Genomic DNA, 18928 nt, shown 5'->3' on the forward strand with positions numbered 1-18928 from the left:
AGAAAATGAGCGAAAAATTTATGGACCAGATAGACGGCCTGCTGGAAAAATACTCAGAACTTTTGATCGGAAAAACCGATGAGGAGATGAAAAAGAAGGTACAGGCCTGGGCGCTGTACTCTTTTATCGCCAAATCCATGCCGCCGCTCGTCCAGCACTGGAACGCCTCATATCCTGATGCGAAGGAAGAAATGAAACAAATCATTGCTGAAATAAAGAAGCTTAACGAAGAGAATAAAGCGGCAAACAAAAAGGATTAACCGAATCGTGGTTAGTTCTTTTTAATTGAGCGGGAAAACTGCTGCTGTGAGTGTAATGAATGCGCTCACGGACAAATCCACGATTGGGAGGCTGGGAAGTGTCCATGAGGAGGGTTCTCATGGACAAGCTGGCTGTGAAAAAGAGAAGAAGTGTTCGTGAGGAGGGGTCTCATGGACAAACTCGGCATGAAAAAGAGAAGAAGTGTCCATGAGAAGGTCTCTCATGGACGAACTCTGCATGAAAAAACGAAGAAGTGTCCGTGATAGGAATCTAACGGCCACTTCTCCGGTGATAAAAGAAACAAATCTCCCTTTATCTTTTTTTATATTGGTTGTTCTGGCTATTTCTTTTGCCGCCGCCATCAGCCTCTACCGTTGGACCTGCATCACCTTGAACACTTGCTGCGCTGACTCCTGCTTTAGAAGGGTCTTTTTTTCTTTTTGCCACTGTGGTTCACCTCCAAATAATAGAATGTCCATTATCTCCTAAAATATTGACCCTATTGTTTTAAAATATCCTGCTAACTCTTACAGCAGAATTCGCCAAAAGTGCCCAAAAAAAGTTGTTGCGGAAATTTTAAAAATATTTTATTATTATAAATAATAAGACTCATTCAGGTGAGACATTTTTTTTGGGCGTAAAATGAATGAGTATTCATTCAAGGAAGTAAAAGGGGGAAAAGAAATTGATCCAACAAATTAAAAAGGCTGCAGTTCTAGGCTCAGGAGTAATGGGTTCCGGAATTGCCGCTCACTTAGCGAACATTGGAATTCCAACCTTATTGCTAGATATCGTTCCTCGCGAATTAACGGATGCAGAAAAAGCTAAAGGGTTAACCCTTGAAGATAAGTCAGTGCGCAATCGAATCAGTGAAGCTGGCAAGCAAAAACTTTTAAAACAAAAACCGGCACCGCTAACCTCTAAAAAGAATCTTGCTCTCATCGAAGCCGGCAACTTCGAAGATGATATGGAACGTTTAAAGGACGTTGATTGGATCATTGAAGTGGTTGTTGAAAATCTTGCCATTAAACAACAGGTATTTGAAAAGGTTGACCAATACCGCACTCCCGGAACCATTGTAAGCTCAAATACTTCAGGCATCTCCATTGAGGCTATGGCAGAAGGCCGCTCGGAAGATTTCAAAAAGTATTTTCTTGGCACGCATTTCTTTAACCCGCCGCGGTATTTGAAATTGCTTGAAGTGATTCCGACGAAAGATACGGATCCAAATGTTCTGTCATTTATGAAAACGTTCGGAGAAGATGTCCTAGGCAAAGGCGTTGTTGAAGCCAAGGATACCCCAAACTTTATCGCAAATCGCATTGGCACATACGGCCTTCTTGTAACCGTTCAAGAGATGCAAAAAGGCGGGTATAGTGTTGGCGAGGTAGACTCTGTAACAGGGCCAATGATCGGCAGACCGAAAAGTGCCACCTTCAGGACGCTTGATGTAGTAGGGTTAGATACATTTGTTCATGTAGCAAACAACGTTTACGAACAAGTTGAAGGCATAGAAAAAGAAACATTTGAAGTTCCTTCTTTCATGAAAGAAATGCTTAATAAAGGCTGGCTTGGCAGCAAATCCGGGCAGGGATTCTTCCTGAAGCAGGGGAAAGATATTCTTGAGCTTGATCCCGAGACGTTAGAGTATGGTCCGCGCAAAAAGCTTAAGACTGCTGCAACCGAAATGAGCAAACAGCAAAAAGGCACTGCGAACAAAATGAAAGCGCTTGTTTATGCAGATGACCGTGCTGGCCAGTTACTATGGAATGTATTAAGCCCAACCTTAATTTATTCCGCTGAATTGCTTAGCGAGATTGCTGATGATGTTACGGCGATTGATAAAGCTATGAAATGGGGCTTTGGATGGGAGCTTGGTCCATTTGAAACATGGGATGCGATCGGCGTTGAGAAATCCCTTAAGAAAATGGAGGAAAATGGAGCGTCTGTTCCTGGCTGGGTAAAAGAAATGCTTGAAAAAGGATTCACATCTTTCTACAAGGAAGAAAACGGAGATCTTTATTTTTACCATAACGGTGAATACAAGCCAGTTGTTGAAAATCCAAAGGTTATCAATCTTAAAAAATATAAAGCAAAGCATGGTGTGATTAAAAAGAACAGCGGAGCAAGCTTTATTGATCTTGGCGATGGCGTAGCCCTGCTTGAATTCCATTCAAAGAGCAATGCGCTTGGGCTGGATATTCTGCAAATGGCTAATTTCGCGATTGATGAAGTTGAGAAGAATTACAAAGGTCTTGTCATTGGAAACCAGGGGAAAAACTTCAGCGTCGGCGCAAACCTCGCAATGATGCTGATGGAAGCACAGGATGACAATATTTTTGAACTGGATATGCTTGTCCGCCAGTTCCAGAAAGCTACGATGAGAATTAAATACAGCTCTAAGCCAATTGTAGTCGCTCCATTTGGGATGACGCTTGGCGGAGGAACGGAGCTTAGCCTCCCGGCTGCACATATTCAAGCTTCAAGCGAAACCTATATGGGCCTTGTTGAGGTGGGTGTCGGCCTGATTCCTGGAGGCGGCGGAAACAAGGAGCTATATATTAAAACTCTAAACTCCATGGCAAACGGGGTTGAATACGACCTGCAAAAGGTAGCCAATAAAGTATTTGAACTGATTGCAATGGCTAAGGTGTCAACCTCTGCTGACGAGGCACGCAATCATAATTTCTTAAATCTGGCGGATGGTATCAGTGTGAATAGTGATCATTTGATTTACGATGCCAAGCAAGCGGTTCTGCATCTTCACGAACAAGGCTACAGACCGCCTGTGCGCAAAAAGATCCCTGTTGTTGGGGAAACCGGCTATGCAACCTTGCTGTTAGGTGCACAGGCAATGCTGTATTCGGGCTATATCTCTGAACATGATCTAAAGATTGCGAAAAAACTTGCCTATGTGCTGTCCGGAGGAAAAGTCCCGTACGGAACAGAGGTTGACGAACAATACCTGCTCGACCTAGAAAGAGAAGCCTTCCTCAGCCTGATAGCTGAACCAAAAACACAGCAGCGCATGCAGCACATGCTGCTAAAAGGAAAGCCGCTGCGCAACTAATTCAGCGCACTAAAGCACCGGGGGCCAGACCCCCATTAGATTAATGCGGTAAAGCGCTGGGGGCCAGTCCCCCATCAGGTTAAAGCGGTAAAGCGCTGGGGGCCAGTCCCCCATTAGATTAAAGCGGTAAAGCACTGGGGGACAGAACCCGATAAATTAAACGGTAATGTGATAAAGATATAGTCAAGATTTTAGGAAAGTGGGGGAACAGAATGAGAGAAGCGGTGATTGTCGCGGGGGCCCGCACTCCTGTCGGCAAAGCGAAAAAAGGAACGTTAGCACAAGTAAGGCCGGATGATTTAGGAGCCCTGGTTGTTAAAGAAACATTAAAGCGCGCAGGAAATTACGAAGGAAACATTGATGATTTGATCATCGGCTGTGCAATGCCAGAAGCTGAACAGGGCTTGAACATGGCCCGTAATATTGGAGCCCTTGCTGGACTGCCTTATACTGTTCCGGCGATAACTATTAACCGGTACTGCTCTTCGGGACTTCAGGCCATTGCCTATGGTGCTGAAAGAATAATGATTGGCTCATCTGACACCATCATTGCTGGCGGTGCCGAATCTATGAGTCTAGTGCCAATGATGGGTCATGTAGTTCGTCCGAATGCGAAACTAGCGGAAACTGCGCCGGAATATTATATGGGCATGGGCCACACAGCTGAGGAAGTTGCCAAGAAATACGGGATTTCCCGCGAAGATCAAGATGCGTTTGCAGTCAGAAGCCATCAGCGTGCAGCAAAAGCCATTCAGGAAGGCAAATTTGCTGATGAAATCGTTCCTGTTGATGTCACTCTAAGGTCTGTCGGAAAGGACAATAAATTAGTCGAAAAAACCATTCAGTTTAGCCAGGATGAGGGGGTTCGCCCTGATTCTTCGGTTGAGACATTAGCGAAGCTTCGTCCGGCTTTCTCAGTAACAGGATCTGTCACTGCAGGAAACTCTTCGCAGACAAGTGATGGAGCGGCAGCTGTCATGGTCATGGACCGTGAAAAAGCAGACAGCCTAGGACTGAAGCCGATGGCAAAGTTCAGATCCTTCGCAGTGGGCGGTGTACCTCCAGAAATAATGGGAGTAGGCCCAACAGTTGCTATTCCAAAGGCGCTTAAGCTTGCAGGATTAGAGCTTTCTGATATCGGGTTAATCGAACTGAATGAAGCCTTTGCATCGCAATCAATCCAAATCATCCGCGAGCTTGGCCTTGATGAAGATAAGGTAAATGTCAATGGGGGCGCGATTGCCCTAGGCCACCCGCTGGGATGCACAGGTGCCAAGCTGACATTATCCTTAATTCATGAAATGAGACGCAGAAACGAACAATTTGGTATTGTCACGATGTGTATTGGCGGAGGAATGGGTGCTGCTGGCGTATTTGAGCTGCTGTAGCTTTAACCAAAGAATGGAGGAAAAACAAAATGTCAAATACAACTGATAAAATCATTAAAGGCGGAAGCTTTTTAATAGAAGATGTAACATATGTGCAGGTATTTACACCAGAAGATTATTCTGATGAACATAAAATGATTGCTAAAACAACAAAGGAATTCGTGGAGAATGAAGTGCTGCCGCAGGTGTCATACCTGGAAAAGCATGAATTCGACCGTTCCATAAAACTATTAAAGCAAGCTGGCGAGCTAGGATTATTAGGTGTTGACGTACCAGAAGAATACGGCGGCTTAGGCTTGGATAAAGTCAGCTCAGCATTGATCGCGGAGGAAATGTCGGTTGCCGGCGGCTTCTCTATTACCCATGGAGCGCATGTTGGAATTGGTTCACTGCCAATCGTCTTATTCGGAAATGAAGCGCAAAAGGCAAAATATCTGCCAGCCCTTGCTACTGGTGAAAAGATTGCTGCCTATGCATTGACAGAACCTAGTTCAGGATCTGATGCTCTTGGAGCTAAAACAACCGCAAAATTAAACGAAGCGGGAACTCACTACGTTCTTAACGGTGAAAAGCAATGGATTACCAATGCAGGATTTGCTGATGTATTCGTTGTTTATGCAAAAATTGATGGTGACAAATTTTCAGCATTTATTGTTGAAAGAGAATTCCCAGGGGTTTCAACTGGTGCTGAAGAAGATAAGATGGGAATCAAAAGTTCTTCCACACGTACCTTAATCTTTCAGGATGCGCAGGTGCCTGTTGAGAATCTACTTGGCGAAGCGGGCCGCGGACATGTCATTGCATTTAATATTTTGAACATTGGCCGCTACAAATTAGGAGTAGGTGCTCTAGGTGCGACAAAGCGTGCTATGGAAATTACGATTCCATATACAAACCAGCGTCAGCAGTTTAAAACACCAATTTCTTCCTTCAATTTGACAAAGGAAAAACTGGCAACTATGGCGTCTAAAACATATGCTGCTGAAAGTGCGATCTATCGTACAGTAGGTTTGTTTGAAGACCGGATGAGCAAGCTATCTGATGAAGAAGCAAAGACAGGCAAGGCGATTGCGGCTTCAATTGCAGAGTATGCGATTGAGTGCTCCCTTGGAAAGTTTTTTAACACAGAAGTTCTGGATTATGTAGTAGATGAAGGCGTGCAATTGCATGGCGGCTACGGTTTTATGGAGGAATATGAAATTGCAAGAGCCTACCGTGATTCACGTATTAACCGGATTTTTGAAGGGACAAACGAAATCAACCGCCTATTAGTGCCTGGAACATTCCTCCGTAAGGCTATGAAGGGGGAGCTTCCTTTACTGGAGAAAGCCCAGCAGCTACAGGAAGAATTAATGATGTTAATGCCTGAAGAACCAGGCGATGAGCCACTAGCACAAGAAAAACACTTAGTGAAAAACGCGAAGAAAATCGCCCTGCTTGCAGCAGGATTGGCCGCACAAAAATTTGGTCCAAAACTAGAGAGTGAACAAGAGATTTTAGTAAATATAGCAGACATCGTTGCTAATCTTTATGCGATGGAATCGGCAGTTCTCCGCACGGAAAAGGCATTGGCGAAGAATGGAGCTGAAAAAGCTCAGCAAAAACTTCTTTATACGCAAATTTTCTGTCAGGAAGCATTTAATAAAATCGAACAAGATGCAAAAGAAACGCTAATTGCTGTAGAAAAAGGCGATACACTTCGCATGATGCTTTCAGCGCTTCGCAAGTTTACCCGCCACACGCCGATTAACGTAATTGCTAAAAAGCGTGAGGCTTCTAAAAAGTTAATTGAAGCAGAAAAATTCACAGTGTAAGATAGATTGGCTCCCTATTTTGGGGAGCCTTCTTAATTTTTTTCTGAAGAAGGAAAAATAAAAACATTGTAGAATAATGATACAGAGTATTATGATTTTTACTGATTCTATGGTAAGATTTACTTGTCCTAAGGTAAGTTTCTCAAAAAAGTTGGACATGATAACCTTGGTGGTGAAGAAATGGCTCTTACTTTCTATTGGTATCCAAAATGCGGCACATGCCGTAAAGCTAAAAAGTGGCTCGAGGAACACCAAATAGGCTATGAAGAGGTACATATCGTTGATAATCCGCCTTCGCGAAGCGAGCTAGAAAACCTATATAAAAAGAGCGGTTTGGACATAAAAAAGTTCTTTAATACAAGCGGGATGAAATATAGAGAGCTTGGTCTAAAGGATAAGGTCAAGACATCTGCGGATGAGGAACTGCTTGATATACTGGCAACGGATGGGATGCTGATCAAACGCCCAATTTTAACGGATGGCCAGAAGGTAACAGTCGGCTTTAAAGAAGAGGATTATGAAAAAACATGGCTTTAGATAAGAATAATTGAATTAAATGATTCTTTTTGCCATGATGTATAAAGAGATCGAAAATCGCGATCATCATTTAAAAATGAAAAATGGAGGGGTTATAATGAACACACCAAAAGAATTGCGTTATTCAGAAGAACATGAGTGGGTAAAAACAGAAGGCGAACAAGTTAGAATTGGCATCACAGATTTCGCACAGTCTGAACTTGGTGATATCGTATTCGTAGAACTTCCTGAGGTTGGCGATGAAGTAACTGCTGACGAGCCTTTCGGAAGCGTTGAATCTGTAAAAACAGTATCTGAGCTTTATGCTCCTGTTAGCGGAAAGGTAGTTGCAGTTAACGAGGACCTAAGCGACAGCCCTGAATACGTGAATGAATCTCCATATGAAAAAGCATGGATGATCCTTGTTGAGCCATCTGATGCAAGCGAATTGGAGAACTTAATGTCTTTTGAACAATATGAAGAAATGATTAAAGAAGACTAATTATCGAATGAACGGAGCTCCCGCAATTGCAGGGGGCTTTTTTCGTGTTTGAAAGATGAAGACTATTCCCTTGGTAAATATAAATAAGATGACCCCAATATCCTAACTTAACTGCCAATTGACATATAGGATAATTTGCCAGATGAGCAGTATAATAATGGACACGCTATTCAAATTGGCAGGAGTTCAACACCTTTGTCTCGAATCATGAATATGGTATGGTAAGAAAACGACAACTTTAGCTCAGGTGATGACGATGAACGAGGAATTACCAGAAAAAGTAATAATTGTTGAAGGAACATCGGATAAAAGAAAAGTACAGGCAATAGTCAGTGAACCAGTTGAAATCATTTGTACAAACGGTACGATTGGTATTACAAAAATGGATGAGTTAGTCGATATGCTTTACAATAAAGATGTATATATATTGGTTGATGCTGATGCAGCCGGTGAAAAGCTGCGAAAGCAGTTTAAAAGGGAACTTCCGGAGGCGGAGCATCTTTATATTGACCGGATGTATCGTGAGGTCGCAACGGCGCCGGAACACCATCTGGCTTCAGTTTTAATAGGAGCCAATATTGATGTATTTACACAGTTTTTAGATAGAGGATGATTGACATTGCAGGAATGGACGCGGGAAACGTTTCAAGAACAAATAAACCATAATCAGAATACGGTCTTATATCTTTTCACCCCATTATGCGGAACTTGTCAGGTGGCAGGAAAGATGCTCTCAGTCACAGCAGAGCTGCTGCCAAACCTTGCTATTGGCAAAACGGATCTAAACTATATCCCTGATTTGGCCGAACAATGGGAAGTAGAAAGCGTTCCATGCCTCATCATATTTCATAACAAGCAGATCCGCGAAAAAATTTATGCCTTTCATTCAGTTCCCTTCCTCTTAGAAAAACTAAAAGCTCTCACATAAGCAAGCGTGCCTGCCCTTTAGTGTATTAACGCACTGGGGGTCAGACCCCCGTTAGTTTAACGCATTAACGCGCCGGGGGCCTGACCCCCGATGGTTTAAAGTGTTAAAGTGCGTGCGGCAGCCAGTACTAGGTTTTGACATATTTCTTGGGAAATGGGCAAACATTGCTATTAGGTGTCGAGTTTGGTCTGGTTATTCTGCGGTTTTGTCGAACGAATATGGCAGGACAGAGAAGCCTTGTGTTGAATGTAAACATCGAGGTGGGAAAATGAGAGACGCTGCTGCAGCATTTATTGATGAGGTAAAATCAAAAACGCATTTAAATCAGCTGTTAAAGGATTTAGTTTTTTCTATATGTCTTAAGGCAGAGAATGAACGGATTCCTTTGAGTGTCCGCAATGGGGAAATTGTAATGGATTACAATAACAATGATGAAATCTATGATGCTATTATTTCAGGACCAAGGGATAGCATCCAAGCCATCCTAACGGGAAAAGAGAAATTAAGAGATGCAATGCGTTGGAACGATGTAACGGTAACATCGACTTTTCGAAAGCTGCTGTTTTTAGAATCACTTTTTTATCTGTCAAAGCCCCGCAAACATATTTAGGAAATATTTTAATATTTCGCTTGACTGAATATTTACTCTTTTGGTACTATAACCTATAGGAATACAATTATTATAAAAATTAAATATTCTTATCGAGAGAGGCGGAGGGACTGGCCCTATGAAGCCCGGCAACCGGTTTTTTACACGGTGCTAATTCCAGCAGAGTATTTTTGCTCTGGTAGATAAGAAGAGATCATACTAACCCTCTTCTTATGCGAAGAGGGTTTTTTGCCTCTTCTTTTTATAGCAATAGTACAACGGCACCATGAAATCCGCATCATGAATGAAGTTCAGCCAATTACTTTCATAAAAGAAAAGGGGAGATTGTCATGTCAGAAAAACAAAAAAACTATCGATTTGAAACACTGGGTGTACACGGAGGACTTCAGCCTGATCCGGTTACAGGAGCAAGAGCAGTTCCTATTTATCAAAATAATGCCTATCAATTTAAAAATACAGAGCATGCAGCAAACCTATTTGCACTAGCAGAACCTGGGTACATATATACACGTATTCATAACCCGACCACTACAGTATTTGAAGAAAGAGTTGCTCTTCTTGAAGGCGGTGTTGGCGCATTGGCTACGGCCAGTGGAATGTCAGCTATCACCCTTGCTATTTTAAACATTGCTCAAGCTGGTGATGAGATCGTAGCAGCATCGAACCTATATGGCGGAACCTACAATCTATTTGCTGTAACATTGCCAAAGTATGGCATTAACGTTAAGCTCGTTGACCCTGAAAGCCCAGAAAACTTCCGCGAAGCAATAACTGATAAAACAAAAGCTATATTTGCTGAAACAATCGGCAACCCAAGTTTACGAATCTTAGATATTGAAAAGGTGGCGGAGATTGCCCATGAAAATGGTATACCGCTAATCGTTGACAACACATTTGCCACTCCATACCTTTGCCGACCAATCGAACACGGTGCAGATATTGTTGTGCATTCTGCAACAAAATGGCTTTTAGGAAACGGTACTACTATGGGCGGGATCATTGTAGACGGCGGAAAATTTGACTGGAATTCACCAAAATTCCCTGGATTCACAGAGCCTGATTCAAGTTACCATGACCTTGTTTACAGCGAAGCTCTTGGAGCTGTAGCGTATATCATTAAAGCACGAGTACAGCTTCTAAGAGATATGGGGCCATCATTAAGCCCGCAGAGTGCGTTCCAATTTACCCTTGGTTTAGAAACTCTTCACGTAAGAATGAAGGAGCATATTGCTAATACTAAGAAAGTGGTAGAATATCTAGATGCACATCCAGCAGTTAATTGGGTATTGTACCCAGGAAGTGAAAACCACCCTGATAAGGCATTGGCTGATAAGTATTTGCCAAAAGGTGCTGGTTCGGTTGTAGTTTTTGGCATTGAAGGCGGCAGAGAAGCTGGTGCTAAATTTATCAACGGACTGGAGCTATGGGCACATGTGGCTAACGTAGGCGATGCGAAGAGCCTTGTTATCCACCCAGCAAGCACAACTCATCAGCAACTAGACGAAGAAGGTCTTAAAGCTGCGGGTGTTCCAGAAGATCTTGTGCGTCTATCAATCGGAATTGAGAACGTTGAGGATCTTATTGATGATCTGGAGCAGGCTATTGAAGCTGCCACAGGTATTTCATCCCTAAAAACTCAAGCTTAATATAATGATTAAGGAGTGCTCTGTATAGGGCACTCCTTTTTTAGCGGCAGCAAAGAATTTGGCGAATTTTGTGTACAAAACAGGGATTTAGAGGATATCGGTAAAATGATAAGAACGGCGGGGATGAAAGCGTTTTAAAGATAAATGTTCACTAATTTGCCATTAAAATCAGTTAATTTCGTCATTGTGAAGATAGAATTCACGTGCTAGAATGTAAAACGTGAAATTAAATCGCAATGATGAAAGGATTGGTTTTTATTAACCAGCTGCATTTAAATTACACAAGTGACATGGAAAAAGCAATGCATGGAGCACACAGGGTTGGATATGAGCTTTATTGCAGAAAACATGAAATCAGAATGAAAGTTGAAAAAAGACGCGAAGCAGATTATGTAAAAAGCCAGCGGATCGTAGCAGATATAGAAAGAAAGATTCATTCTTAAAGTTTTTTAAGAAGAAAGAAAAGGGAACAGTTTTCTAAACAAACTGTTCCCTTTTTCTATTTTAAAGGAGTATAATTTTATAGTGTATTCTCATTTAACTATCTGATTATACATGAAAATTATCCAGAGGGATAAAATAAATATCGGTTGTTTTTTTAGCGGTCTTTCTATGATACATATGCAAAAGTAAGGATTTTTCAAATTAACCGGGGAATCCTTCGAAAGAGTTGCTAACAGTTTTCATTTGTTATAAGATTGTAATGAGAATAAAATGAGAATAGAGGGTTGCGGTTCATTTCCGCATGAATAAATCTTCTTTCATTATGGAGGTATAATTTATGGCAGGATCAACATTATCAATCAAAGATCTTCATGTTGAGATTGAAGGTAAGGAAATCTTAAAGGGTGTAAACCTTGAAATAAAGGGTGGAGAAATCCACGCAATCATGGGTCCAAACGGAACGGGTAAATCTACACTTTCTTCTGCTATTATGGGCCATCCAAAATATGAGGTTACACAAGGAAGTATTACATTAGACGGCAAAAACGTTCTAGAAATGGAAGTTGATGAACGTGCACAAGCTGGCCTTTTCTTAGCTATGCAATATCCAAGTGAAATTGCCGGTGTGACAAATGCTGACTTCCTTCGTTCAGCCATCAATAGCCGCCGTGAAGAAGGCGACGAAATTTCATTAATGAAATTTATCCGCCAAATGGACAGCAAAATGGAATTCCTTGAAATGGATCCAGACATGGCACAGCGCTATTTGAATGAAGGTTTTTCAGGCGGAGAGAAAAAACGCAATGAAATTCTTCAGTTAATGATGATTGAACCTAAGATTGCTATTCTTGATGAAATTGACTCTGGTCTAGACATTGATGCGTTAAAGGTTGTTTCTAAAGGCATTAATGAAATGCGCGGAGAAGATTTCGGGTGCTTAATTATCACTCACTATCAGCGCCTTCTTAACTACATCACTCCTGATCAGGTGCACGTAATGATGCAAGGACGCGTCGTGAAATCAGGCGGTCCAGAGCTTGCACAGCGCTTAGAAGCTGAAGGTTATGATTGGATTAAGAAAGAATTAGGCATTGAAGACGAAACAGTTGGCCAAGAAGCGTAATTGTTAGGAGGATCAATATGTCAACAGAAACAAGATTACCGTTTGATAAGGAATATGTGAACTCCTTTTCAAAAGAAATGGGCGAACCGGCATGGCTGACTGAATTTCGTTTGAACGCACTTGCCAATTCAGAAAACTTGCCAATGCCAAAACCAGATAAAACAAAAATCCAGAATTGGAATTTAACACAATTTAAAAATCATATTGTCGGCAGTCAGGATTATACTTCTCTTGCTGAGCTTCCAGAGGAAGTTCAGGAGTTGGTTAAGACAGAAAATGCCGAACAGAATTTATATATTCAGCGAAACAACAGACCAGCTTATTTAACTTTAGGCAAAGAGCTTCAGGATAAAGGTGTAATCTTCACTGATATCTATACGGCAGCTCGCGAGCATGGCGATCTCCTTCAAAAGTATTTCATGACAGAAGCTGTTAAAGCGGATGAGCATCGTTTAACTGCTCTGCATGCTGCTTTTGTTAATGGGGGAACATTCCTTTATGTTCCAAAAAACGTTGAAATCGCTGAGCCTATTCAGGCGGTCTTTATTCATGATAATCCAGAATCTGCCCTATTCAACCATGTGATTGTTGTTGCGGAAGATAATAGCTCTGTCACTTATGTTGAGAACTATTTTTCAACGATGGATGAGGCAGAAGGAATCTTCAATATTGTGGCAGAGGTCGTTGCCAAAGCAAATGCTAAGGTTCGATTCGGTGCTGTTGATACCCTTGCCAAAGGATTGACTGGCTATGTTAACCGCCGCGGCAAAGCGGAAAGAGATGCTCGCATTGAGTGGGCACTGGGATTAATGAATGACAGTGATACCATTTATGAAAACGTAACAAACTTAGTAGGCGACGGTTCCTCTGGGGATGCTAAAACTGTCGTAATCGGCAAAGGAGAACAAAAGCAAAACTTTACAACTAGCATTGTTCACTTTGGGAAAAATTCTGAGGGCCATATTCTAACGCATGCCGTCATGAAGGATTCGGCAACTTCTATATTCAATGGAATTGGCAAAATTGAGCATGGGGCATCTAAGTCTAATGCCGGACAAGAATCACGTGTTCTTATGCTTAATGAAAAGGCACGCGGTGATGCGAACCCAATTCTTTTAATCGACGAAGATGATGTTATTGCAGGACACGCTGCATCTGTTGGCCGTGTAGATCCTGTTCAGCTGTATTATTTAATGAGCCGCGGTATTCCAAAAGTGGAAGCAGAACGGTTAATTATTCATGGCTTCCTTACACCTGTTGTTAATGCTCTTCATATAGAAGGAGTTAAGAAGCAATTAGTCAAGGTCATTGAAAGGAAAGTAAGATAATGAATATCCAGGATATTCGCGGGCAATTTCCAATCTTACATCAGGAAGTCAATGGGCATCCACTTGTATACCTTGATAGTGCTGCAACGTCTCAAAAACCTGTAAAGGTTATTGAAGCTATTGAAAAATATTACCGTGAGTACAATTCCAACGTCCATCGCGGTGTTCACACATTGGGCACGAGGGCGACGGATGGCTTTGAAGGTGCAAGGGAAAAGGTACGAAAATTTATCAATGCAAAATCTACAGAAGAAGTTATTTTTACTAGAGGAACAACTGCATCCCTAAATTTAGTGGCATCAAGCTATGCAAGGGCGAATATTAAAGAAGGAGATGAAATTGTCATCTCCTATATGGAGCATCATAGCAACTTGATTCCGTGGCAGCAGGCTTGCAAAGCCAAGGGGGCAACCTTAAAGTATTTGCCGCTTCAGGAGGACGGAACCATTTCTCTTGACGATGTGCGTCAAACAGTTACAAGCAATACAAAGATTGTTGCTGTTGCACAGGCATCCAATGTACTTGGAGTAATAAATCCGATCAAAGAAATCGCCAAAATTGCTCATGAAAACGGAGCAGTGATGGTCGTTGATGGTGCGCAAAGTGCTCCTCATTTAAAAATTGATGTTCAGGATCTGGATTGTGATTTCTTCGCTTTTTCTGGCCATAAGATGTGCGGGCCTACAGGAATTGGTGTGCTGTATGGCAAGAGAGAGCTTCTTGAAAACATGGAACCAATTGAATTTGGCGGAGAAATGATTGATTTTGTTGAACTGTATGATTCAACATGGAAGGAGCTCCCTTGGAAGTTTGAGGGGGGAACCCCAATCATTGCTGGAGCAATTGGATTAGCAGCAGCCATAGATTTCCTAGAAGAAATTGGGCTGGAAAACATTCAAGAGCATGAACATAAGCTAGCTGCTTATGCTTTAGATAAAATGTCTGAAATTGAGGGCATCACGATATTTGGTCCAATGGATCCTTCTAAACGGACTGGTTTGGTTACTTTTAATCTTAGTGATGTCCATCCTCATGACGTAGCGACTGTATTGGATGCTGAAGGAATTGCCGTACGTGCGGGCCACCATTGTGCACAGGTCTTAATGAAATGGCTTAAGCAATCGGCGACCGCTCGAGCAAGCTTCTATCTGTACAATACAGAAGAAGATATTGACAAACTTGTCAAAGGGCTTGTCAAAACAAAGGAGTATTTCAGCGATGTCTTCTAATTTAGATTCACTTTACAGACAAGTTATTATGGATCATTATAAAAAACCCCGGAACAGAGGGGTTTTAGAGGATGATAGCTTAACCATTAATATGAATAACCCGACATGCGGGGACCGAATTCAGTTAATGTTGAAAATTGAAGACGGGAAAGTTATCGACGCGAGATTTGAAGGAGAAGGCTGTTCTATCTCAATGTCTTCGGCTTCAATGATGACTCAAGCGATAAAAGGAAAAACGATTGATGAGGCCTTAAAGCTTTCTGAGACTTTCTCTCTAATGATGCAGGGAAAAGAATATGATGAAGATTTAGATCTTGGTGATATCGAGGCGCTTCAAGGTGTTTCTAAATTTCCTGCAAGAATTAAATGCGCCACACTAGCGTGGAAAGCGATGGAAAAAGGCTTTGATGAAAAATAGTTGATACCCTTTTTAGGCACGGATATAAAAAAACTGGTAATCGGTATCGCTTGACACCGATTGCCCATTGAATGGAGGAATACGACGATGGCAAAAAAAATGCCTGAAATCGGCGATTACAAATATGGTTTTGCCGACAAAGACGTTTCCATTTTCCGATCAAAACGCGGATTGACAAAAGAAATTGTTGAAGAGATTTCAAAAATGAAGGGTGAACCTCAATGGATGCTTGATTTCCGTTTGAAGTCACTTGAACATTTCTACAGCAGGCCAATGCCGCAGTGGGGCGGAGATTTAGCATCATTGAATTTTGATGAGATTACGTACTATGTAAAACCATCTGAAAAAACAGAACGTTCTTGGGATGAAGTTCCAGAGGAAATTAAACAGACATTCGACAAGCTTGGAATTCCTGAAGCAGAACAGAAGTACTTAGCTGGGGTTTCTGCTCAATATGAATCAGAGGTTGTATACCACAACATGCAGCAAGACCTTGAGGCTCAAGGGATCATCTTTAAGGATACAGATTCTGCTTTACGCGAGAATGAAGATATCTTCCGTGAGCACTGGGCAACTGTTATCCCGCCTACGGATAATAAATTTGCTGCGCTGAACTCTGCTGTTTGGTCCGGCGGTTCATTTATTTATGTTCCTAAAGGGATTAAAGTTGATACGCCGCTGCAAGCATACTTCCGTATTAACTCTGAAAATATGGGACAATTTGAGCGTACACTAATCATTGTTGATGAGGATGCATCTGTCCATTACGTTGAAGGTTGTACTGCTCCAGTATATACAACCAATTCACTTCACAGTGCGGTTGTTGAGATTATTATTAAAAAGGATGCTTATTGCCGTTATACGACCATCCAAAACTGGGCGAACAACGTTTACAACCTCGTAACCAAACGTGCTGTTTGTGAAGAGCGCGCTACAATGGAATGGATTGACGGAAATATTGGCTCTAAGCTAACGATGAAATATCCAGCTGTTATTTTAAAAGGAGAAGGCGCACGCGGTCTGACACTTTCCATTGCTATTGCAGGTAAAGGCCAGCATCAGGATGCGGGGGCAAAAATGCTTCACCTTGCACCAAACACAACTTCTTCAATCGTATCCAAATCAATCTCCAAACATGGAGGAAAGGTAACCTATCGCGGAATCGTTCATTTTGGACGCAAAGCGGATGGTGCCCGTTCCAATATTGAATGTGACACATTAATCATGGATAATCAGTCTACTTCAGATACGATTCCTTACAATGAGATCCTGAACGATAACATCTCATTAGAGCATGAAGCAAAGGTTTCCAAGGTTTCTGAAGAACAATTATTCTACTTAATGAGCCGCGGAATTTCTGAGCAAGAAGCAACAGAAATGATCGTAATGGGCTTTATTGAGCCATTTACAAAAGAACTTCCAATGGAATACGCCGTTGAAATGAACCGCCTAATTAAGTTTGAAATGGAAGGTTCAATCGGTTAATATATGCGAAAAACTCCGTTCTCCCAAAAAGAGAGCGGAGTTTTTTTTTCTATGCTATTTACTATGGAGCTAACTGCTTAGTTGAATGAATAGGAAATCAACGCGGATAAATTCAGCAGAATTATTCCATTAAAAGGCATTACGTCAGCACACACGCTTTTCCTAAATTCTGCATAGGGTGTAGTGGGAAGGAAAGGAGTGTTATATCTTTGATTGAATTAAAACCTATTGACATACAAGGTCATACATTTCTAACTGTTTCGGTAGTGCTTCCAAAAACTAACCTATTAGTCGTAACGAATGATAAGGGTTATATTATGTGTGGTGCCCTTGATGTAGGCTTGCTCAATGAAAAGCTGAAGGACCGGAAAGTAATTGCTGGCCGGGCAGTAGGTGTAAAAACCATTGAACAGCTCATTGACGCGCCGCTAGAATCCGTCACCTACGAAGCTGAGGCAATCGGTATTCATAAAGGTATGATTGGAAGGGACGCGCTCCTAAAGATGGTTTAAGACAGCCTGAACATGGCTGTCTATTTTCTTGACATGAGCCAGCCTTAAGCTGCGCACAAAGCGCCTAAAGTGGAAATTTAGGGCATTTAAAAAATAAGGACAAAAGTAGGGTTGAAATTATTGCTTAAAAAAGGTTAATGTAGAAATAATAGGAAAAATGTCGCAAAAAGAAGAAAAATATGTATTTTTTCATAGGCTTAAATAACGCAAAAACTCCTTAATGAAATAGGTGTACTCATGAGATTAGTTACAACTTCCTCTGTAGAATCAGGAACGATTCTTGCCAAAGCAATTTATAATGAAAATGGACAAGTTTTGTTAAATGAGGGTGTGGAATTAAAAAAGGCTATCATCCATAGACTTAATACATTAGGAATCAGTTACATATTTATAAAGGATCGAGAAAACGAAGATATTCAATACAATGGCACCATCTCCGATTCTTTAAGGAAAGAAACCATTCAAACGATCAATTCCACATTTAAGGAAATTCAGAAAGATACTTCTCTGCACGGTTCACTGGTTGTGGAGAAAGCATCGAAAAAGTTCTCGGAGCTTATCCGTTGTTTAATGACAGAAATAAAGGATCAAAAGGAACTATTAACATTACTCTCTGATGCTTTTATATACGATAATTATATTTTCTCACACTCTTTAAATGTAACGCTGTATGCTTTGGCGATTGGAATAAAGCTAAATTTGCCGCAAAGAGACCTTGAGACACTTGGTCTTGGGGCGATTTTTCATGATATTGGCAAGATTAAGGTGCCAAAGGAAGTGCTGTTAAAGCCGGGAAAATTAACACAAGAGGAATATGAAGCGATTAAAACACATGCCGAAGAAGGATTTCAGTTATTAAGAAAAGTTCCAACCATTCCGCTGCTTGTTGCCCATTGTGCTTTTCAGCATCATGAAAGGCTTAATGGTTCAGGCTATCCAAGAGGGATTGTCGGGGATGAAATTCATTATTTCGGGAAAATATTAGCAGTGGCAGATGTATTTGATGCTGTCACCTCCAACCGTGTGTACCGCAGGGCCATGCTTCCTCACGAGGGGCTTGAAATCCTTTATGCAGGATCCGGAACGCTGTTTGAAAAAAAGATAATTGAAGCTTTTAGACTTGCTGTTGTTATCTATCCTGTTGGAATTACTGTTGATTTAAGCGATGGCAGAAAAGGGATTGTAGCTGGGCAAAATATTGGATTTGGCGACAGGCCAAAGGTTAGAATCATGGAGGAAATGGGCGAAAAGGTTCCTCCATATGAAATTGATTTGAAAAATGAATTAAGCATTACCATCACAGGCTGTGACACCACTTTTTAATTAAAATGGAATAAATATTATTCTGCTAAAACATTGAAGCTTTTTTTACACTCTGCTATAGTAGAGGTACCAATTGTATATTAGCCTTATCATATCCGGTGAGGTAGAGGAGCAGAATTCAAGAGTAGGCTGTGTGAGGATGACAACAATGATCACTGCTGGAAGGGAATTTTGCCGAAGCGCTAGAATCTGTCATAGGTTTTAATGCTGGGGCTGCTTTGAAAAGGAGCAGCACTGTCACTATGGAGGAGAATTTCGCAAGACCTTCATAATGGGGAGCTACAGATCGTGATGGAGAAGTAAATTACTTGTAAGAGTAATGGTAGACTTT

19 protein-coding genes and 2 riboswitches are annotated in these 18928 nt (G+C 41.5%); of the genes, 18 read left to right on the forward strand and 1 reads right to left on the reverse strand.

What is annotated here, in order from left to right; genetic code table 11:
* Positions 1-5: 5 nt before the first annotated feature.
* Positions 6-260, forward strand: a complete 255-nt coding sequence (locus AC1Q59_RS13170) for a DUF2573 family protein (protein WP_492366295.1) — start codon at positions 6-8, stop codon at positions 258-260.
* Positions 261-573: 313 nt separating this feature from the next.
* Here the strand turns inward: AC1Q59_RS13170 and AC1Q59_RS13175 are convergent, their stop codons facing one another.
* Positions 574-708 carry a YuzL family protein gene (locus AC1Q59_RS13175; protein ID WP_492366296.1) on the reverse strand — a complete coding sequence of 45 codons (135 nt, stop codon included), beginning with the start codon at positions 706-708 and terminating at the stop codon, positions 574-576.
* Positions 709-949: 241 nt separating this feature from the next.
* Here AC1Q59_RS13175 and AC1Q59_RS13180 point away from each other — a divergent pair, with 241 nt between their 5' ends.
* From AC1Q59_RS13180 to AC1Q59_RS13260, 17 genes are all read left to right on the forward strand, one after another.
* Positions 950-3331, forward strand: a complete 2382-nt coding sequence (locus tag AC1Q59_RS13180; RefSeq protein ID WP_492366421.1) for a 3-hydroxyacyl-CoA dehydrogenase/enoyl-CoA hydratase family protein — start codon at positions 950-952, stop codon at positions 3329-3331.
* A gap of 212 nt (positions 3332-3543) precedes the next feature.
* The gene (locus AC1Q59_RS13185; RefSeq protein WP_492366297.1) at positions 3544-4719 is read left to right on the forward strand and encodes an acetyl-CoA C-acetyltransferase; all 1176 of its coding nucleotides are present in this window, start codon (positions 3544-3546) and stop codon (positions 4717-4719) included.
* Positions 4720-4748: 29 nt separating this feature from the next.
* A complete protein-coding gene (locus AC1Q59_RS13190) occupies positions 4749-6533 on the forward strand; it encodes an acyl-CoA dehydrogenase FadE (protein WP_492366298.1) in 1785 nt (594 codons plus the stop codon).
* A gap of 180 nt (positions 6534-6713) precedes the next feature.
* Positions 6714-7070 (forward strand): arsenate reductase family protein, encoded by a 357-nt coding sequence (locus tag AC1Q59_RS13195; RefSeq protein ID WP_492366299.1) that lies wholly within the window; start codon positions 6714-6716, stop codon positions 7068-7070.
* 97 nt (positions 7071-7167) lie between these two features.
* Complete coding sequence (gene gcvH, locus AC1Q59_RS13200; RefSeq protein ID WP_492366300.1) at positions 7168-7551, forward strand: glycine cleavage system protein GcvH; 384 nt, start codon at positions 7168-7170, stop codon at positions 7549-7551.
* Between the two features lie 256 nt (positions 7552-7807).
* Positions 7808-8164 carry a toprim domain-containing protein gene (locus AC1Q59_RS13205; RefSeq protein ID WP_492366301.1) on the forward strand — a complete coding sequence of 119 codons (357 nt, stop codon included), beginning with the start codon at positions 7808-7810 and terminating at the stop codon, positions 8162-8164.
* A 6-nt stretch (positions 8165-8170) separates the two neighbouring features.
* Positions 8171-8479: a thioredoxin family protein gene (locus AC1Q59_RS13210; protein ID WP_492366302.1), complete on the forward strand. Its 309-nt coding sequence runs from the start codon at positions 8171-8173 to the stop codon at positions 8477-8479.
* 268 nt (positions 8480-8747) lie between these two features.
* Entirely contained in the window at positions 8748-9089 is a 342-nt protein-coding gene (locus AC1Q59_RS13215) for an SCP2 sterol-binding domain-containing protein (RefSeq protein WP_492366303.1), read from the forward strand.
* Positions 9090-9175: 86 nt separating this feature from the next.
* A riboswitch (SAM riboswitch) is annotated at positions 9176-9278 on the forward strand.
* A gap of 140 nt (positions 9279-9418) precedes the next feature.
* Complete coding sequence (locus AC1Q59_RS13220; protein ID WP_492366304.1) at positions 9419-10735, forward strand: O-acetylhomoserine aminocarboxypropyltransferase/cysteine synthase family protein; 1317 nt, start codon at positions 9419-9421, stop codon at positions 10733-10735.
* A 236-nt stretch (positions 10736-10971) separates the two neighbouring features.
* Entirely contained in the window at positions 10972-11178 is a 207-nt protein-coding gene (locus tag AC1Q59_RS13225; protein WP_492366305.1) for a YuzK family famiily protein, read from the forward strand.
* 338 nt (positions 11179-11516) lie between these two features.
* Positions 11517-12302, forward strand: coding sequence for a Fe-S cluster assembly ATPase SufC (gene sufC / locus AC1Q59_RS13230; RefSeq protein ID WP_492366306.1), 786 nt, complete (start codon positions 11517-11519; stop codon positions 12300-12302).
* A 17-nt stretch (positions 12303-12319) separates the two neighbouring features.
* Positions 12320-13630 (forward strand): Fe-S cluster assembly protein SufD, encoded by a 1311-nt coding sequence (gene sufD, locus AC1Q59_RS13235; protein WP_492366307.1) that lies wholly within the window; start codon positions 12320-12322, stop codon positions 13628-13630.
* Positions 13630-14859, forward strand: a complete 1230-nt coding sequence (locus AC1Q59_RS13240) for a cysteine desulfurase (protein ID WP_492366308.1) — start codon at positions 13630-13632, stop codon at positions 14857-14859. The genes sufD and AC1Q59_RS13240 overlap by 1 nt, the downstream gene beginning before the upstream one ends.
* Entirely contained in the window at positions 14849-15277 is a 429-nt protein-coding gene (gene sufU, locus AC1Q59_RS13245) for a Fe-S cluster assembly sulfur transfer protein SufU (protein WP_492366309.1), read from the forward strand. Before AC1Q59_RS13240 ends, sufU begins: the two co-directional genes overlap by 11 nt.
* A gap of 87 nt (positions 15278-15364) precedes the next feature.
* The gene (gene sufB / locus AC1Q59_RS13250) at positions 15365-16762 is read left to right on the forward strand and encodes a Fe-S cluster assembly protein SufB (RefSeq protein WP_492366310.1); all 1398 of its coding nucleotides are present in this window, start codon (positions 15365-15367) and stop codon (positions 16760-16762) included.
* Positions 16763-16971: 209 nt separating this feature from the next.
* On the forward strand, positions 16972-17274 hold the full coding sequence (locus AC1Q59_RS13255; RefSeq protein WP_492366311.1) for a YunC family protein: 303 nt from the start codon (positions 16972-16974) through the stop codon (positions 17272-17274).
* Positions 17275-17511: 237 nt separating this feature from the next.
* Positions 17512-18597 (forward strand): HD-GYP domain-containing protein, encoded by a 1086-nt coding sequence (locus tag AC1Q59_RS13260; protein WP_492366312.1) that lies wholly within the window; start codon positions 17512-17514, stop codon positions 18595-18597.
* Between the two features lie 96 nt (positions 18598-18693).
* A riboswitch (Lysine riboswitch) is annotated at positions 18694-18887 on the forward strand.
* The last annotated feature ends 41 nt before the right edge of the window (positions 18888-18928 follow it).

It is taken from the genome of Cytobacillus sp. MT66, from assembly GCF_058792595.1.

What these genes read in the sequence shown, in the direction of transcription:
- AC1Q59_RS13170 (WP_492366295.1), top strand. Translation starts at nt 6, where the DNA reads ATGAGCGAAAAATTTATGGACCAGATAGACGGCCTGCTGGAAAAATAC.
- AC1Q59_RS13185 (WP_492366297.1), top strand. Translation starts at nt 3,544, where the DNA reads ATGAGAGAAGCGGTGATTGTCGCGGGGGCCCGCACTCCTGTCGGCAAA.
- AC1Q59_RS13190 (WP_492366298.1), top strand. Translation starts at nt 4,749, where the DNA reads ATGTCAAATACAACTGATAAAATCATTAAAGGCGGAAGCTTTTTAATA.
- AC1Q59_RS13195 (WP_492366299.1), top strand. Translation starts at nt 6,714, where the DNA reads ATGGCTCTTACTTTCTATTGGTATCCAAAATGCGGCACATGCCGTAAA.
- gcvH (WP_492366300.1), top strand. Translation starts at nt 7,168, where the DNA reads ATGAACACACCAAAAGAATTGCGTTATTCAGAAGAACATGAGTGGGTA.
- AC1Q59_RS13205 (WP_492366301.1), top strand. Translation starts at nt 7,808, where the DNA reads ATGAACGAGGAATTACCAGAAAAAGTAATAATTGTTGAAGGAACATCG.
- AC1Q59_RS13215 (WP_492366303.1), top strand. Translation starts at nt 8,748, where the DNA reads ATGAGAGACGCTGCTGCAGCATTTATTGATGAGGTAAAATCAAAAACG.
- AC1Q59_RS13220 (WP_492366304.1), top strand. Translation starts at nt 9,419, where the DNA reads ATGTCAGAAAAACAAAAAAACTATCGATTTGAAACACTGGGTGTACAC.
- AC1Q59_RS13225 (WP_492366305.1), top strand. Translation starts at nt 10,972, where the DNA reads ATGATGAAAGGATTGGTTTTTATTAACCAGCTGCATTTAAATTACACA.
- sufC (WP_492366306.1), top strand. Translation starts at nt 11,517, where the DNA reads ATGGCAGGATCAACATTATCAATCAAAGATCTTCATGTTGAGATTGAA.
- sufD (WP_492366307.1), top strand. Translation starts at nt 12,320, where the DNA reads ATGTCAACAGAAACAAGATTACCGTTTGATAAGGAATATGTGAACTCC.
- AC1Q59_RS13240 (WP_492366308.1), top strand. Translation starts at nt 13,630, where the DNA reads ATGAATATCCAGGATATTCGCGGGCAATTTCCAATCTTACATCAGGAA.
- sufU (WP_492366309.1), top strand. Translation starts at nt 14,849, where the DNA reads ATGTCTTCTAATTTAGATTCACTTTACAGACAAGTTATTATGGATCAT.
- sufB (WP_492366310.1), top strand. Translation starts at nt 15,365, where the DNA reads ATGGCAAAAAAAATGCCTGAAATCGGCGATTACAAATATGGTTTTGCC.
- AC1Q59_RS13260 (WP_492366312.1), top strand. Translation starts at nt 17,512, where the DNA reads ATGAGATTAGTTACAACTTCCTCTGTAGAATCAGGAACGATTCTTGCC.